Origin of the sequence: Streptomyces sp. NBC_00310, assembly GCF_036208085.1 — a bacterium.
Classification (GTDB): domain Bacteria; phylum Actinomycetota; class Actinomycetes; order Streptomycetales; family Streptomycetaceae; genus Streptomyces.
This window is the reverse complement of record NZ_CP130714.1, coordinates 3,338,982-3,355,298: the sequence shown is the minus strand read 5'-3', so window position 1 is coordinate 3,355,298 and position 16,317 is coordinate 3,338,982. Positions and strand designations below refer to the sequence as shown.

11 protein-coding genes and 1 pseudogene are annotated in these 16,317 nt (G+C 73.1%); 8 read left to right on the top strand and 4 right to left on the bottom strand.

Annotated features, from left to right (window positions below; translation table 11 throughout):
- Window positions 1–67: 67 nt before the first annotated feature.
- From OG202_RS14785 to OG202_RS14770, 4 genes are all read left to right on the top strand, one after another.
- Entirely contained in the window at window positions 68–1,819 is a 1,752-nt protein-coding gene (locus OG202_RS14785) for a TIGR02677 family protein (protein WP_327730030.1), read from the top strand.
- A complete protein-coding gene (locus tag OG202_RS14780; RefSeq protein WP_327730031.1) occupies window positions 1,819–3,306 on the top strand; it encodes a TIGR02678 family protein in 1,488 nt (495 codons plus the stop codon). Before OG202_RS14785 ends, OG202_RS14780 begins: the two co-directional genes overlap by 1 nt.
- Complete coding sequence (locus tag OG202_RS14775) at window positions 3,303–7,592, top strand: TIGR02680 family protein (protein WP_328222859.1); 4,290 nt, start codon at window positions 3,303–3,305, stop codon at window positions 7,590–7,592. The genes OG202_RS14780 and OG202_RS14775 overlap by 4 nt, the downstream gene beginning before the upstream one ends.
- A 79-nt stretch (window positions 7,593–7,671) precedes the next feature.
- A complete protein-coding gene (locus tag OG202_RS14770; RefSeq protein WP_328222858.1) occupies window positions 7,672–9,105 on the top strand; it encodes a TIGR02679 family protein in 1,434 nt (477 codons plus the stop codon).
- Window positions 9,106–9,203: 98 nt separating this feature from the next.
- Here OG202_RS14770 and OG202_RS46520 read toward each other — a convergent pair whose 3' ends face one another.
- Window positions 9,204–9,539 carry a hypothetical protein gene (locus OG202_RS46520; RefSeq protein ID WP_405893447.1) on the bottom strand — a complete coding sequence of 112 codons (336 nt, stop codon included), beginning with the start codon at window positions 9,537–9,539 and terminating at the stop codon, window positions 9,204–9,206.
- 28 nt (window positions 9,540–9,567) lie between these two features.
- On the opposite strand from OG202_RS46520, the gene OG202_RS46515 reads away from it, so the two are divergent.
- The gene (locus tag OG202_RS46515) at window positions 9,568–9,852 is read left to right on the top strand and encodes a hypothetical protein (protein WP_405893445.1); all 285 of its coding nucleotides are present in this window, start codon (window positions 9,568–9,570) and stop codon (window positions 9,850–9,852) included.
- A gap of 113 nt (window positions 9,853–9,965) precedes the next feature.
- Here OG202_RS46515 and OG202_RS14760 read toward each other — a convergent pair whose 3' ends face one another.
- The gene (locus OG202_RS14760) at window positions 9,966–10,187 is read right to left on the bottom strand and encodes a hypothetical protein (protein ID WP_327730034.1); all 222 of its coding nucleotides are present in this window, start codon (window positions 10,185–10,187) and stop codon (window positions 9,966–9,968) included.
- A gap of 122 nt (window positions 10,188–10,309) precedes the next feature.
- Here OG202_RS14760 and OG202_RS14755 point away from each other — a divergent pair, with 122 nt between their 5' ends.
- The 3 genes and pseudogenes from OG202_RS14755 to OG202_RS14745 all read left to right on the top strand — a co-directional run bounded on the left by OG202_RS14755 (window position 10,310) and on the right by OG202_RS14745 (window position 12,536).
- The gene (locus OG202_RS14755; RefSeq protein WP_327730035.1) at window positions 10,310–11,560 is read left to right on the top strand and encodes a hypothetical protein; all 1,251 of its coding nucleotides are present in this window, start codon (window positions 10,310–10,312) and stop codon (window positions 11,558–11,560) included.
- Between the two features lie 143 nt (window positions 11,561–11,703).
- Window positions 11,704–11,792: pseudogene (locus tag OG202_RS14750) on the top strand (VOC family protein); the annotation flags it as partial.
- A 135-nt stretch (window positions 11,793–11,927) separates the two neighbouring features.
- Window positions 11,928–12,536, top strand: coding sequence for a response regulator transcription factor (locus OG202_RS14745; protein WP_327730036.1), 609 nt, complete (start codon window positions 11,928–11,930; stop codon window positions 12,534–12,536).
- 80 nt (window positions 12,537–12,616) lie between these two features.
- Here OG202_RS14745 and OG202_RS14740 read toward each other — a convergent pair whose 3' ends face one another.
- Window positions 12,617–14,428, bottom strand: coding sequence for an ABC transporter ATP-binding protein (locus tag OG202_RS14740; protein WP_327730037.1), 1,812 nt, complete (start codon window positions 14,426–14,428; stop codon window positions 12,617–12,619).
- A complete protein-coding gene (locus OG202_RS14735; RefSeq protein WP_328222857.1) occupies window positions 14,425–16,251 on the bottom strand; it encodes an ABC transporter ATP-binding protein in 1,827 nt (608 codons plus the stop codon). The genes OG202_RS14740 and OG202_RS14735 overlap by 4 nt, the downstream gene beginning before the upstream one ends.
- Window positions 16,252–16,317: the final 66 nt, after the last annotated feature.

The following is a 16,317-nucleotide window of genomic DNA, read 5'->3' as shown; positions in this document are numbered from 1 at the left end:
GGGATCAGCCGGGTGGTTTTGCTCGACTTCCTCCGGAGTGTCGGTGGAGGTCCGTAGGCTCGGTGGTATGGAGGGGGACGAGCTGGTGGAAGAGCCGCGCCAAGGGGCGCCGCAGGGCGGCGAGGGCCGCACGGAGGCCTGGCAGCGGCTGAGCGCCTACGCCTATCTCAGTGCACCCGAGCGCCTGGAGTACGTCGCGGTGATGCGGGTGTTCTGCGGCACCCTGCTCGCGGACCTTGCCGTACCCGACGTGCTGGCCAAGTTGGGACGGGCGGGGGGCGCCGGGGCGGGGCTCGACGCCGAGACGCTCACGCGCAGGCTCGACGAGCTCGTGCGGTGGGGCAATCTGCTGCGCAGCACGCACACCGTCAGAGCGAGCAGCATCGCCGAGTACCAGCGCTCCCGGTCCCGTTACCAGCTGTCCAAGCTGGGAGAGCGTGTGCAGCGCGGCGCGGACGAGGTGCTGGCGGGGGCCGACGCCGCACGTGAGGTCAGCAGCGAACTGCTCACTCTCGTCGACCGGGGTCTCGGGGAGATCGCCGCCATGGTCGCCACGCCGGGGGGCGCGGATCCGCAGCAGGCGTTGGAGCGGATCAGCACGCTCTTCGTGCAGTTCGCCGAATTCGCCGAGTCCGTACGGGACTTCTACGCCTACCTGGGCCAGGTGCTCGCCCGTTACGACCTCGACGGTGCCGAGTACCAGGGGTTCAAGGAACTGTTGCTCGACTACGTGGAGGCGATCACCGAGGACATCTCCTTCCGCGCCCCGCGCATCGCCAGGCACCTGGCCGGTGTGTGGCCGCACCTGCCCGCGTTGCTCGCCCGGATCGACGGGCACACGGCGGGCATCGGGGCGCTCGCCGACGGACTGCCCGAGACTCGGGTGCAGCGCAGTCGTGGACGGGACATCGCGGACTGGGAGGGGCTGCGCGACTGGTTCAGCGACACCGGCGGACACGAGCACGGCAGCCAGGTGGACCAGCTCCGGGACGCCACCCTGCGCGCCCTGCAGTCGCTCCTCGCCAACGCCAAGCGGATGCTGCGCTCGGCTTCCGGAGAGATGTCCCGCCGCAAGGACCTGCTGCGGCTCGCGGCCTGGTTCGACGCCGCGGAACCGGAGGAGGCGCACGACATCGCGGTCGCCGCCTTCGGGCTCTACGGCGCACGGCACCTCGGGGTGGCGCCCGATCCGGACCAGTCCGTGCCGGCGTACGTGAGCTGGTGGACCGGGCCCGTGGTGGACGTACCGGTGGCGCTGCGGGAGCGTGGCAGCAGGACCCCGCGCGGGCGGGCCGCGTCCGCCGAGGACCACTCCGCGCAGAAGCGCCTCCTCATGGAGCAGGCGCGGCAGCAGGTCGAGGCCCGGCAGGCGGCGGCCCACGAGCTGCTCAGCGCGTCGGGCAGGTTCGACCAGGTGAGGCTCGGTGCGGCGGCCATGAGGCTGCTGCTGGAGCTGTTGACCACCGCCCTCGGCAACGCCCGGCTGCGCAAGGACGCCGGTGACGTCCCGGCCGACAGCTTCCCGGCCAATGACTTCCCGGCTGGTGGCATTCCGGCCGACAGCTTCCCGGCTGGTGGCATTCCGGCGGGTGGCACTCCGGCCGATGACGGTTCCCGGGTCGGCGACATCCTCCTCGACGGCGCGCAGGCGAGCGACGCGGATCTCGGCATCCGGCTGACGGCTTGGCGCAGCCTCGGCCGGCATACGGTCCTGCGCTCGGTGGACGGTGACCTGACGGTCGACGACCTCACGCTCGCGGTCGAGAGCCTGCCCGGGCGGAGTGGGTCCCTGCCGATGCCGGGGGAGGCGAGCGCCTGATGGCCCTGCCCTCCGCGCACGACGTCGCGCTCGCGGCCGAGCGCCGCGCCGCCGCCCGACTGTTGCTGGCCCACCCCCTGGTCACCAGCACCGGTCCGCACAGCGACACCTTCCCGCTGGTCCGCCGTCACGCCGACTGGCTCGCCCAGCGCTTCCAACAGGTGTTCGGCTACCGCCTGCTGGTGGAGGCGACGTACGCCCGTCTGTTCAAGGCGGGCCTCGGCCCGGGCTCCGGTCACCGCCTGGAGCGGCCGTCCACCGGGACGCCGTTCACGCCCCGTACGTACGCCTGTCTGACCCTCGCCCTGTCGGTCCTCGTCACCGCTCCGGAACAGATCCTGCTCTCCCAGCTCGTCGCAGACCTGCGGGCCGCGGCCGTCGACGCCGGGATCGAGATCACCGACACCGGTCGGCAGGCCGAGCGGCGCACACTCGCCGCCGCGCTGCGGCAACTCGTCGACTGGGGCGTCCTGGTCGAAACCGAGGGCCACGTCTCGGCCCTCGCCGAGGAGCGGGAGGGAGAGGCACTGCTGACCGTGGACCGCGAGATCGCGCGGGCGGTCGTCGCCGGCCCGCTCGCCCGGAGCAGCGACGGCGCCGACCTCGTACGCAGGGCCGCCGACCCCGGATTCGGAGGGCCGCGCACCTACGTCCGTAGGCGTCTCGTCGAAACCCCCGTCGTCCACCTCGACGACCTCACGGACGCCGAGCGTGAATGGCTGCGCACCCGGCAGCGGCGCGAGTCGCAGGCGTTCTCCGAACTGCTCGGCCTGGAAGCCGAGATCCGTGCCGAGGGCATCGCCCTCATCGACCCGGACGGCGACCTCACCGACCTGCGTCTGCCGGGCACCGGCACGGTGGCCCAAGCGGCGCTGCTGCTGGTGGAGCGGCTGGTCGCCCGGCTGCGCCCCGAGAACCCCGGGCACCCCGCGATCGGTGGTCGGCTGGTCATCGGCGTCCCCGTCACGGAGGAACTACTGTCCGAACTGCTCGGCGAACTGATCGAGGAGTACGGCAGGCGGAGCAACTGGCAGCGTGGCCACCTGGAGGACCGGGCCGGATTTCTCGCCGCCGTCCTCGATCTCCTGGTCCGGATGCGCCTGTTGGCGCCCGCCGGGCCCGTGCGTGCGGGCGGCCACGGTCTGCCGGAGGGATACGAGGAGTCGGCGGTCGACGGCCGTGCGGTCACCGACGTCTCGGGGGCGCGCGGACAGGTCCCCGCCGACGGACAGGTCCCCGCCCACGGACAGGTCCCCGCCCACGGACAGGCCCTCGCCCACGGACAATCCTCTGCGCAGGCGAACGGCGGCTGGGTCCTGCTCGCCGCTGCCGCCCGGTACGCCACCACCGTGGCGGTCAAGTCCCGTACAGACCAGTCCCCGGCGCCTTCCGGGTCCCCCGCAACCCCCGCATCCCCCCTGCCCCCTGTGTCCCCTGAGTCGTCGGCGCCCCCGGTGGACGACGTCCCCAAGGAGCCGCCCCGGTGAACCGCCCGCCGTCCCCGCACCGTTACCGCCTGCACCGCGCCGGCATCCGCAACGTCTGGCAGTACGACGAGCAGGAGTTCGCCTTCGGTGACGGCCGGCTGCTGCTGCGCGGCAAGAACGGAGCCGGCAAGTCCAAGGCCCTGGAGATGCTGCTGCCGTACCTGCTCGACGGCGATGCGCGTGCCCTGGACGCCACGGGAACCGGGCGCACCACCCTCCTCTGGCTGATGCTCGACGGCTTCGAGCGGACCAACCGGCTGGGCTACCTGTGGGTGGAGTTCGCGCGGACCGACGAGGAGGGCGCCGAACGGTATCTCACCCTCGGCGCGGCCATCCGCGCGTCCCAGTCGACCAAGACGGCGAAGCCCTTCTTCTTCGCCACCCCGCTCCGGGTCGGCGAGGGCCTGCACCTCGCCCCCGCCGGACAGCCGCTCCCCGTCGACCAGCTCAAGTCGCTCGTCGGCCCGGAGAACGTCACCGACCGCGCGGTGGAACACCGGGCCCGGGTCGCTCGTGAACTGTTCGGCCTGACCGACCCCGCCCGCTACCGCAACCTGCTTCACCTCCTTCACCGGCTGCGCCGCCCCACGATCGGCGACCGCATCGACTCCGGCGGTCTGGTCTCCGTCCTCGCCGAGACACTGCCCGCCCTCGACGACGAGATCGTGGACAAGGTGGCCCGCAACCTCGACGACCTCGACGCCGTACGGGCCGATCTTGGACGCCTCGAACGGACGGACCAGGCGCTGCGCACCTTCCTGACCGCCTACCGCGGCTATCTGCACGGCGCGTTGCGCCGCCGCGCGGATCAGGCGGGCGGTGAACTGGAGCGACTCGCGGAGTACCGCAGGTCCGCGGGTGACGCGGCGAGGAGAGCGGAGACGCTCCGTGAGCGCGAGGCGGAGCTCGACGCTCGCGTCGAAGCGCTGGAGACCGAGGAGGCCGAAGCGGAGACGGACCTGGCGGCACTGCACGCCAGTGCCGGGTACCGGGGCCTGAAGGAACTCGGCGAGAAGCGGACCACGGTCACTGCCCTGCACGGCGCGGCCACCACCGCCTTCAAATCGCTGCGCCAGGCGCACAGCAACCAGGAGGAGGCGGGGCGACGCCTCACCGCCGACGCCGGCCGGCTCGGCGATGAACTGGTCGAACTGAGCACGGCGCACAGTGAGTTGACGCGAGAGGCGGAGCGGTCCGGGCTCGCTCCCGTGCATCTGGGGGACTCCGTCGCGGCCCCCGTGACACCGTTGGTCCCCGCGACGACGGCGGAACTGACCTCCCCGGAGGGCGACTTCCACCTCGTACGGCACAGCCAGGTGCCGACGGTGGACACCGAGGCCTGCGTGGCCGCCCTGCACGCGTGGGACGCCCAGCTCGACGCCGCGCAGCCCGTGATCAGGAACCGCTCCCGGTCCGTGACCGAACTCGGCGCGCTCATCGGGAAGTCGGAGCGGGTCCGACGGGACGCGCAGGAGGCCGACACCGCCCGTGAGCGTCTGGAGGGGCAGGCGGACCAGGCGCGCTCCCGCGTCGAACGGCGTCGGCAGGAAGCGGCGCGCGAAGCAGAGATGTACGCCGACGCGGCCCGCACCTGGGCCGAACGGCTGCGGAACCTCACCGGGCTGCCCCTGGACGCCGTGAACGCCCTGGTCGCACACGACCCCGCGGACGGGCCCCTCCTCGCCCGGACCCCTGATGACGTGACCGATGCGGCCCGGTCGGCGGTCGACCCGTGGCTGACGGAACTCGGCGAGCAACGGGACACCCTCGCCGTGACCCTCCGCGAACTGACCGTCCGCCGGGACCGCCTCCGGCGCGAGCGCGAGGAGTGGGAGCGCCGAACCGACCCGGAGCCGCCACCCCCGTCTCACCGCGCGGCTCCCCGCGCACCCGGCACCGGAGCACCCCTGTACCGCCTGGTGAACTTCACGGACGGCCTGGGACCGGAGGCGCGGGCCGGGCTGGAAGCCGCTCTGGAGGCGAGCGGTCTGCTCGACGCCTGGGTCCACGCCGACGGCACGGTCCTGGACGCCGCCACGCGGGACACCCTTCTGGTACCGGGAGCGCCGGCGGCCGAACCGACGCTCGCACGGGTGCTGCGTCCGGTTGCCGCACCGGACAGCGGGGTGGGGATGGAGCAGGTACAGCGGGTACTGGAGGCGGTGACGCTGATCGACGGCGACGGCGACGGCAACGGCGGCGACGACGACGGCGACGGCGGGGCCGGGGCCGAGGCCGGGGAAGGGGCCAGGGCTCGCTACGCCGGTCCGACGGATCCGGTGGGCACCGCACCGCACACCGCCATCGGAACCGACGGTTCCTGGAAGCTCGGCGTCACCCGTGGCCGTCACACCAAGCCTGCCGCCGAGTACGTCGGCGCGGAGGTGCGCGCGGAGACCCGGCGCAGGACGCTCGATGAGCTGGACCATCAACTGGCTTCATTGGAAGGCGAGTTGACGCAGGCCGAGCACAGTCACCGCGCCCTGACCGGGCATCGGGATCAGGTTGCCGACGCTCTGCGCCGCCCGCCCCCGGCACGTGGGCTGACCGACGCATGGGCCCGTACCGCCGAGACCGAGCGCGCCGCCGAGACCCTCGCCGGGCAGGCCGCGGCGGCCGCCCGCGAAGCGGAGCAGGCGCGAGCCCGTGCCGTCGCCGCCAGGCGGGAGACCGAGGCGACGGCGAGCGCCCACGGCCTCCCGGCCGAACCGACGGCACTCGACACGGTCCGCATCGCGCTGAAGGGGCTGGGCCAGGGCACGGAGCAACTCCGGCGGCGGATAAGCGCGGTCGTGGCCACGGCCGACGCCCACGGCGCCGGCCGTACGGACTACGAGCGTGCCGCGACGGCCCGCCGGGAAGCCGAGTCCGACTACGCCGGAGCCTTCGACCGCCTGGACGCCGCCCGCCGCACCGTCCGTGCTCTGGAGGAGGCGCTCGGCGCCACGGAGCAGGAGATCCTCGCCCGCGAGACCGAGGCGAAGCGCCGCCTGGACGCCGTGGCGCGCCAACTCCCGCGTGCCCGGCAGGACATGGCCGACGTGCACGACCAGCGCGTCCGTGCGGAGGAGGACGAGAAAGGGCGGCGCGAGGCACTGGCCGACCAGGAGGGGCAGGCATTGGCCTGCGGCCGACGCCTGCGTACGGCCCTGTCGCTGCCCGGTGTGCTGAAAGGGTCGGGTCTCGACACCCATGAGGACGATCACGACGATCATCACGACGAGGCCCTGAAGTCCCCGGATCCGATCCACGACGACGCACGGCAGCGCATCCAGGCACTACGCCTGCTGGTCGACGCAGTACGCGGTCGACTGGACGCCGAGCGCCATGACGTCTCGGACACCACACTCCTCCACCGTCATACCGACCTGCGCGACCGGCTCTCCGGTGGCTACGACGCGACGATCGAGGAACGCGAGGGCATCAAGCTCTGCCGACTCGTGGACGACCACGGCCCCCACGACATCGCCCTGGTCGGCGGGCGCATCGCGGCCCAGGCGGCCGAGGCGCGGGACCGGCTGACGGAACGCGAACGGGAGGTCTTCCAGCGCTTCCTGACCGGGGAACTGGGGGACCACCTCTCCGCCCAGGTCCTGGCCGCGGGCGCCCTGGTGGCCGCCCTCAACTCCATCCTGTCCACGGTCCGCACGTCCCACGGTCTGGGCGTCACCCTCGACTGGAAGCTGGCCGACGGCGTGGAAGCGGACGTCAAGGCGGCCGTCGACCTGCTGCGCAGCCCTTCCGGCCTGCGTACCCGTGAGCAGTCCGAACAGCTCCGTGACGTCCTCCAGCGCCGTATCGAGGATGCCCGCCGCGCCGACCCGGCCGCGGGCTACGCCTCCCACCTGCGAACCGCCCTCGACTACCGCGACTGGTTCACCTTCACCCCCTGGGTCGTCAGTGACGCGGCACCGGGAAGCCGCCGCAAACTCTCCGGCCGCACAGGAATGAGCCAGGGCGAGCAACGGGTGCTCTCCTACCTGGTCCTCTTCGCGGCGTCGGCGGCCCACTTCACGAGCCTCGCCGAGTCGGCCCCGCACGCTCCCCGCCTCATCCTCCTGGACGACGCCTTCGCCAAGGTCGACGAGCCCACCCACGCCCGCCTGGGCCGCATCCTGGTCGACCTCGACCTCGACTTCGTCCTCACCAGCGAACGCCTGATCGGCAACTGGCCCGACGTACCGTCCCTGCACATCTACGAATGCTTGCGCGATCCGCATGTGCGGGGTGTGGCGACGCTGCACTACACGTGGAACGGGCGGCAGCGGAGGCTGGTGTCGGTATGAGGGGTATGGCGGGTGTGACGGGCATGACCGGTACGGCCGGTAAGGCGCACACCCGAGCGGGGGACGAGGGCGTGTCGGTATGACGGATCGGCGCGTGGTGGACGAGGGCGTCGGTGTGACGGGCCCGCGAGCGATGGACGAGCCGCCCCTCGCTCGCGGGCCGCGCCGGGCTCCCGGGCCGCGCCCGGCTCCCGAGCCGCCCCTCGCCTCCGCGACGACGTCCCTCGCCTCCGCGACGACGTCCCTCGCCCCCGAGGCGATGGCGTTCCTGTCCCGGCCCGGTCTGAGCCGCCTCTGGGCGGCGGCACGAATGCGCCTCGAACGCGGCGGTCTCCAGCCGACCGGCACGATCCGGCTCCAGAACCCCGACCCACAGGAACGCGAAGCCCTGTCCCTCCTCCTGGCCAAACCGGTCAGCGGTCCGTCCGTCACGATCCGCCTGCCCGACCTGGACACCCGCCTGCGCGCCAGCGCGGTCGGACGGGGCCTCGCGGCGACACTGGCCGCGCTGGGCCCACCCCTGACCGACCGGCGCGCGGCGCGCGACGTGGCGGCGGCCGAACGCGACCGCCTCTGGTCCAAGGCGGAATCGGTCCTGACCGCCACATCACTGACCGACCGGCCCTGGGCCCACCGATGGATGGCGGACCTGCGGCGGTCCGGGACGCTCACCCGTCACCCACCCACCACCGCGCTCACCACCATCACTCAGGCCATCCAGACCCTCGCCACCCTCTACCCCGGCACGGGCCCCGACCCCACCCCCGCCACCTGGGGCCGCGGCGAACTGGCCACCCGCACCACGGGCTCGGCCCACGGCCTGGACGACGGCACCCTGCTGGCCCGCCTGGTCCTGCGGGGCCTCGCACAGGCCCAGGACGTCGACTTCCCGACCGACGCACCGGCCCGCCGCGCGCTGTGGCGCCGGGCCTCGGTCACACCGGACGAGGTCTCCAGCACGGTCCTGACCTACGGTCTGCGCCCGACGGGCGCCACCTGGCGGGAGACGGCCCTCCGCGAACGCGCGGACCACCACCTGGAGACCCACCTGACCCTACGTGAACTGCGCACCCTGCAGATGGAGTTGCCCTCGCGCACCCGCGTCCACGTCTGCGAGAACCCGCGTGTGGTGGAGGCCGCGGCGGACGCCGGCTGCACCGCGCCGTTGATCTGCACCTCGGGCAGTGCGACGACGGTCGTCCTCACCCTCCTGGACACCCTGGCCGCGGCCGACTGCGTCTTCGCCTACCACGGCGACTTCGACTGGCCGGGCATCACCCTCGCCAACCGTGTCAGGGGGCGGTACCAGGCGTCGGAGCCGTGGCGTATGAGTGCGTCGGACTACGAGTATCTTGCGACGCGAGCCGAACTGCACGGCACGCCGCCGCTTCCGCTCAGCGGTACGCCGGTCGAGGCGACGTGGGATGCGGAACTGGCCCCGGCCATGGAGGCCTTGGGGGTGGCTCTGCACGAGGAGGCGGCGCTGGACCTCCTCCTGGAAGACCTCGCATGAGACAGGAAGGAAGCACGGACAGTCTCACCGAGGCGAACCTCAGAGCACTGGCCGGCGCGCGTTCCTTCGAGCGGGGGCGCGGTTACCTCGACGCGGTGTCAGGGGTCGAGGTCGGTGACGACCGGGTCAGCGCCACCGTCCACGGCACGGAGCGGTACGAGGTGGAGCTGACCCTGGACGGGCCCGGCGGGCTGGGCGGTGACTGCGACTGCCCGTACGGAATGGAGGGCGACTTCTGCAAGCACCTGGTGGCCCTCGGCCTGACCGTGCTCGCCCAGGGAGCGGGCCTGCCGCGGCAGCGGAAGGCGGCCCGGGACCGCGCGCAGGACCTCGACGCGTGGCTGTCCGCCCTGTCCAGGGACGAGTTGCTCGTCCTGGTGCGGGAACAGGTGGGCGAGGATCGGCAGTTGCGGCGACGCCCTGCTCGACGACAAGGACGGAGCCGCCGCGTGGCAGGCCGCCGTGCAAACAGGCGCCCACGACGGACAGTGGCGCACTCTCGCCGACCAGATCCGCCCCGACCGCCCCGCCGACGCGCTCGACGTCTGTCTCCGCCTGGCCGAGCCGCTGACCACGCAGACCGGTAACGCGGTCTACGAGCGGCTCGTCGACCTGCTGCTGAGCATCCGGGACTGCCATGGCCGCTGGGGCACACCGGACGCGTTCACCGAGTACGCCACTGCCCTGCGCACTTCCCGGAGACGCAAGCGGAACCTGATGCGGCTGATGGACGAGCACGGTCTGTGAGCGGGGTTGGGATCGGAGTTCTCCCGTGATGCCGGTACGGACGGTGGTCGCGACCGTCGGCGGATACGTCGCGCTGCGTACCCGACGCATGTGCCCCTGGGGCCCGGGAGATCTCAGCCGAGGCTGAGCGTCAACTTCGCTTCCAGGGAGCCGAGTTCGGTCCGCTCCCCACCCGTCGGCGCCCAGCGGCCCTTGCCGATCAACAGGGCGTTCTTGTCGGCGACCGCCGCGCGCAACGCTGCCCAGGCGGGTGAGAAGAGATCCCCCTCGGCACGGTGGTTCGGTGCGGGTGCGGTGGACGGGCGCGCGTGCGGAGGGCGGGCTGTTCGATGCATTGACCCCGGGCCGGTGGCGCGCTTTCATCGCGTGCATGCCCGTGAGTCCTCTGCGCAGGGCTGGGGGCAACGGGGGACAGGGGGCGGCTGTGGCCGTTCCCCGTCGAAGGGGGAGCCAGTTGATGAGACCTTCCTTACGTGTCCTCGTGTACGGCGTTCTCGTGGCCGCCGCCGTCGCGAGTCCCGTCTCGCCCGCGCAGGCGGCCGACGAGGGCGACGTGGCGAGCGTCGCGCCGGGTACCGAGCGGATCAGCGTCGCCGCCGACGGCACCGGCGGCAACGGTCACTCCGTGGATCCTGTCGTCAGCGCGGACGGGCGCGTCGTGGCCTTCATGTCGTCGGCGACCAACCTGGGGCCCGGCACGGACGTGCGGAACAGCGTGTACTACCGGACGGCCCCCGGTGAGCCGTTGCAGCGTGTGGCGGTGCCGGGGGAGACGACCTCGACGCCCCAACTGTCGGATTCCGGGCGGCACTTGACCTTCGGTTCGTACTCGGCCACGACCGGTGTGTCCTCCGTGTACGTCATGGATCTGAGCAGCGGGGCCTTTGAGCGCCTGGCGCCCGCGATGGACGAGGGCTACCAGGTGTCGTACGGCGTCGCGCCGATCAGCGCGAACGGGCGTTACGTCGCCTTCGTGGCCCGGCCCGCCGCGGACCCGAACGGGGCGTTCGCCTGCCGGGTCATGCTGCTGGACCGGCAGACGCAGAAGGTGCGGCGGGTCAGCCGGGAATCCGACGGCTCGAAGGACTTCCACCGGTGCGATCAGGTCTCGATGAGCGCCGACGGGCGCAAGGTCGCCTATCTGGAGGGGTACTCCGGGCCGGCCGCCGACGATCAGGGCGACATTCTCGTCTACGACCGGGTGAACGGGCGTACCGTGCACGCGGACGCCACCCATGACGGGGCGGTGGCGGACAGGTCGGCGGTCGCTCCGGTGCTGAGCGCCGACGGCTCCAAGGTCGGCTTCAACTCGGTGGCCGGAAATCTCGTCCCCGGGGCCGACCCCAACGGGGCCACCAGCACGTCCTGGAACGCCTTCGTCCGCGATCTGCGCACGGGCACGCTTCAGCGGTACGACGGCCACACCCCCACCGATCTCACCCTGATCTCGGATCTGTCGGTCAACGGTTCGAAGCTGCTGCTGAACACGGCGGACGCGAACCGTACGTCGCTCGGGCTGGTCCTGCGTGATGTGTGCAGCGGGGAGGAGGAGCTGCTGTCGCCGGGCCAGGACGGCAAACCCGTCACCGTGGGTGACGCGGCACTGAGCGCGGACGAGTCGGCGGTCGTCTTCGAGTCCTACTATCCCGGCCTGGTTCCCGAGGACACGAATCTGATCGGGGATGTGTTCGTGCGCACGCTGCGCTGAGCCGCTGGGGATCCGGGGATCCGGGGATCCGGGTACGGGGCGGGGGCGGTCCGTGCGCCGTCCCCGCCGCGCGCCTTTGCTCGGGTAGTGGCCGTCGATCTCGGCGGTTCCGTCCTTCGTCCGGACGCCGGGTACGTCGACACCTGGACCGGGCACGGGGTTTCTACGCCGAGCGCCTCGGCCTGGAGCCCGTCGACGAACGACCGGCGGACTGCTGTACCGCTGTGGTGGGGTGACGGACGGGATGGCGGGCAGGTGGGGTGATAAGCGGTGATTGTGGGGGTTATCCGGAGATACTGTCCAGGGCGTCGTCGGGGTCACCGGGGCGTGGTGCGGGATGCAGGCCGCGAACGGCCGGGCGGGAGCGATGGTGATCCGTGTTCTGCTCGTGGAGGAGACAGACCTGGTGCGCGGTGCGCTTGCCGCCCTGCTGACACGGGAGGAGGACATCGAGGTGGTCGCGGCCTCACCGGGGCACGACCAGGCCGTCCCGCGAGCACTGTCGCACCGCCCTGACGTGGTCGTGATCGACATCGACGGAGGAGCGGACGAGGCGCTCGGTACCTCGCGCGAGCTGGCCGCGCGGCTGCCGGAGTGCGGGATCCTGCTGGTGGCCGACTCGGCGCCCCCCGAGTTCCTGCGGGAGGCGCTGGAGCTGCGCGTCGCGGGGCTCATCGGCAAGAACGGCCCCTTCGACACCCTGGCTCAAGGGGTCCGCAAGGTGGCGGCGGGCGAGCGGTTCATCGCACCGGAGCTGGCACTGCAGGCGCTCTCCTCGGCGGAGAGCCCGCTGACCCCTCGGGAGAGCGAGGTGTTGCGGCTGGCGGCGGACGGCACGCCGACCCGCGAGATCGCCGAGCACCTGTCGCTGTCGGTGGGGACGGTGCGCAACCACCTGAACGCCGTGTCCAGGAAGACGGCGGCGCGCAACCGTATCGACGCGATCCGGATCGCCCGGGAGTCGGGGTGGCTGTAGGCCCCGATCACCACGGGACGATCAGGGCGGGGTCTCCGTCGTCTCCGTCGTCTCCGTCGCCGAGTGGTCCCGGTGGCCGATCAGGGCGGGGTCTTCGTCGCCGAGTGGTCCCAGTGGCCGATCAGGTCGCGGTAGAGGGCGCAGTCGGTCAGCAGCCGGTCGTGCGTGCCGACGCGGCAGCGCGGGCCGTCCATGACGAGGACGAGGTCGGCGCGCAGGGCGGAGCTGATGCGGTGGGCGCAGACGACCAGGGTGGCGGGGCGGGCGGCGAAGGCCTGCTCGGCGACCGCCTCGGCGGCCGGGTCGAGGTGGCAGGTGGCCTCGTCCAGCACCACCAGTGACGCTGCGGGCAGCCAGGCACGCACCAGGGCGATCAACTGGCGCTCACCGGCGGAGAGCAGGGCCGGGTCCACGGATGCGTCGTAGCCGCCGAGGCGTTCGGTGAGCGGGCCCGCGCCGATGGCGTCGACCGCGGTGTCCAGGTCGTACGGGGTGGCCGTGGGGTGGAGATAGGCGAGGTTCTCGCGCAGGGTGCCGGAGAAGACGTACGCCTCCTGCGGGATCAGCACGCGGGACCGTGACAGTCTGCCCGGCTCCAGGGACCGGACCGGGACACCGCCCAGCCGGACCCGGCCGGCCTGGGGCTCCAGCACCCCCGCGATGAGCGAGGCCAGAGTGGACTTCCCCACGCCGCTGGGGCCGACCACCGCCAGATGTGTGCCGGGTGCGAGGGTCAGGTCGAGTTTCCGGACGACCGGGTCGGCGGAGCGGGCGTAGCCGAAGGTGACACCGCACAGCTCGATGCCGCCGTCGTGGGGGGCGGGGGGACGGTCTGCGGCCGGCTGGTCGTCGGGCGGGTGGGACGGCACCACGTGGTCCTCGGGACGCGGACGCCTCGCCCTCCCCACTGTCGCCGTTTCCGGTGCTCGCGTCGGCGCCGCGGTGGCCGTTTCCAGGATTCTGCCCACGGTGACCAGGAGCCACAGGCCGCTGCCGCCGACTGCCGTGACGAAGCCCTGGAGGGCGGGCTGGAGGCCTTGGGAGACGTAGGTCAGCGCGCCCAGGATCGCGCCTGCCGTCACTCCGCCCCGGATGAGCCAGGGGGCGCCGGCCAGGATGAGGACGACCGGCAGCCAGCCGCCCAGGGCCAGGGCCAGGGTCCGTAGGGCGGCGAGGCGGGCCAGCGCGCGGGACGCGGCCGCCGCCGCCTCGATGCGGGCGCCGGTCCGGCCGCGTACGACGCCCTCGGCGCCGCAGGCCGTCACGTCCCGCAGTCCGCCGACCGCCGTGCTCACGTGCTCGGTGACGGCCTCGTCGGCGAGGACGACCGCGCGCTGCCGGGCCGCCAGTGCGCGCAGGGCCAGCAGGAAGACCGCCAGGCCGGCGGCCAGGGGCGGCATCACGAACAGGAGGAGGGCGGGGTCGAGTGCGGCCAGCCCGAGCAGCACGCTCACCACCGTGACCGCGAAGGTCTGCGCGAACATCACGACCGCTCCGTACGACTCGCGGGCGACCTCCACCTGCTCGGTCAGCCGTGCCACGCCGGCGGTGTCGGCGGGCCGCTCCAGACGGGCGGAGCCGCGCAGTGTGCCCGTGGTGACGAGGGCGGCCAGCTCGTCCCGGAACGGCTCGACCACCTCGGACAGGCGGAGCGTGGCCTGGCGGGTGCCCCAGGCGCCGATCAGGACGGCGCAGGCCAGCAGGCCGAGCCAGCCGAAGCCCACGACGGTGCGGTCGGCGAGGAAGCCGTCGTCGACGGCGCGGGCGACCAGCCAGCCCGACAGCAGCGCGGGCACGGCCTGCACCAGCGACCAGCCGGTGAGCCGTTCGAACTCCCGGCGCCGCACACGCACCGTGGAGCGCAGCAGCCGCCGCGGGCCCGCGGCGTTCACCGCACACCTCCGTGGTGTTCCAGGTCATGGTGTGCCGGTTCCGTTCGGACGACCTCCCTGTCGACCTCTCCGTCGACCTCGCCGCTGGACTCGCCGCTGGACTCGCCGTCGGCCGCCGCCTCCGCGTGGAACACCGCCCGGTAGTCGGGGTGCCCCCACAGCGCGCCGTGGGTGCCCCGGCCTCGGACCCGGCCCTTGTCGAGCCAGACGACGTGGTCCGCGCGGGCGGCGGCGGAGGCCCGGTGGGTGACGAGAAGGCGGGTGCGGGTGGCCAGGGGGCCGGTGCCGGTGAGGACCTGGGTGATCTGGTGCTCGGTGACGGTGTCGAGGCTGGCGGTGACGTCGTCGAGGACGAGGAGGCGGCCGGACGGGGCGGACTGTACGAACGCGCGGGCCAGGCCCACCCGTTGGGTCTCCCCGCCGGACAGGGGGGCGGCGTCGAGGGCGGTGGCATAGCCCTCGGGCATGGTGCGCAGGAAGGTGTCGGCGCGTGCGGCGGCGGCCTGTGCCGACACCTCCTCGGCCGAGGGTGTCCGTGGTCCGAAACCGATCGCGTCGGCGAAGGTCTCGCCCAGGAGTGCCGGGCGTTCGAAGCCGTACGCGACGGCCCGTCGTAGGTCGGCGGGGTCGATGTCGCGCAGGGGTACCCCGTCGAGCCGGACCTCGCCGTCGTCCGGGTCGGTCAGGCGCCCGGCGAGCGCGGCCAGCAGGGATTTCCCGGATCCGGAGCGGCCCACGACGGCGGTGAGCGCGCCCGCGGGCAGGTCGAGGTCGACGCCGTCCAGGAGGGCGTCGCCCCCGGCGCTGCGTACGGTCACGTCGCGGAACTCCAGTCGGCCGCGGCCCCCGGAGGGCAGTCGCGCGCCGCCGTACGCGGGCGTGGATTCCCGCAGTACCTCCGCGATCCGCCCGGCGGTGGAGCGTGAGAGGGCGAGCTGCCGCGCCGAGGCCACCAGCGAACTCACCCCGGTGGCCAGCACGACGTACTCGGCGGCGGCCAGCGTCTGACCCGGTGTGATGCGGCCCCGGGCGAGCTCCACCCCGGCCACCGCCAGCACGGCGACCTCCAGCAGGGGGACGATCATCGCGTCCCGCGCGGAGACCCGGGCGTACGCGCGCCACAACCCCATGCCGTGGCGGTGCAGTTCGGGCAGCGGCTCCAGCACCCGGTCGGCCTCGCGGTCCATGGTGCCCGCCGCGGTGATCGTGCGGATTCCCGTGAGCGCGTCGGTGAGCCGGGCGGCGATGCGGCCCTGCGTGGCGAAGTAGCGGTCGTTGAGGTCGGAGACGTCACGGACGAAGGCGCGGACCACCAGGACGATCAGCGGCAGTCCGGCGACGAAGGTGAGGCACAGCCAGGGGTCGATCAGGGCCAGGGCCACCACGGCCCCGACCGGCGGGACCAGGTCGGTCACCGCCCACACCAGGCCCGCCGGGGCGCTCCCGGCCCGGGCGGTGTTGCCCACGAGCCGGGTCACCAGGTCGCCGGGGGAGTGGCGGCGGGTGGCGCGGGAGCCCAGGTCGAGGACGTGTCCGAGCAGGGTGTGCCGCAGCCAGGCCGTGGAGCGCGCGTTGGCGACGGCGCCGGCGTAGTCGTCCGCCGCGTCGCACACCACGAGCAGCCCGACGGCGACGGCGGTCAGGGTCAGCCACAGCGCGGTGTCACCCTGTCCCAGTACGGCGTCGACCGCGCGGCCCATGACGGTGGGCAGGGCGACGTAGACCCCGGCGAGGAGAAAGGACGTGGCGGCCAGGAGGCCACCCCACCCTCCGCCTCTGCGGACCGCCGCCAGCAGCAGACGGTCCGCCGCGCGTCGGTCCACCGGCCGCTCCCGTCGTCGTAGGGGTTCTGGTCGTCCGTCCTGTGGTTCCCGTCACCCGTCCTGCTG

Excerpts from the sequence above, each read along its gene's own strand:
- OG202_RS14785 (WP_327730030.1), top strand. The coding sequence starts at position 68 with ATGGAGGGGGACGAGCTGGTGGAAGAGCCGCGCCAAGGGGCGCCGCAG.
- OG202_RS14780 (WP_327730031.1), top strand. The coding sequence starts at position 1,819 with ATGGCCCTGCCCTCCGCGCACGACGTCGCGCTCGCGGCCGAGCGCCGC.
- OG202_RS14770 (WP_328222858.1), top strand. The coding sequence starts at position 7,672 with ATGACGGATCGGCGCGTGGTGGACGAGGGCGTCGGTGTGACGGGCCCG.
- OG202_RS14760 (WP_327730034.1), bottom strand. The coding sequence starts at position 10,187 with ATGCATCGAACAGCCCGCCCTCCGCACGCGCGCCCGTCCACCGCACCC.
- OG202_RS14755 (WP_327730035.1), top strand. The coding sequence starts at position 10,310 with ATGAGACCTTCCTTACGTGTCCTCGTGTACGGCGTTCTCGTGGCCGCC.
- OG202_RS14745 (WP_327730036.1), top strand. The coding sequence starts at position 11,928 with ATGGTGATCCGTGTTCTGCTCGTGGAGGAGACAGACCTGGTGCGCGGT.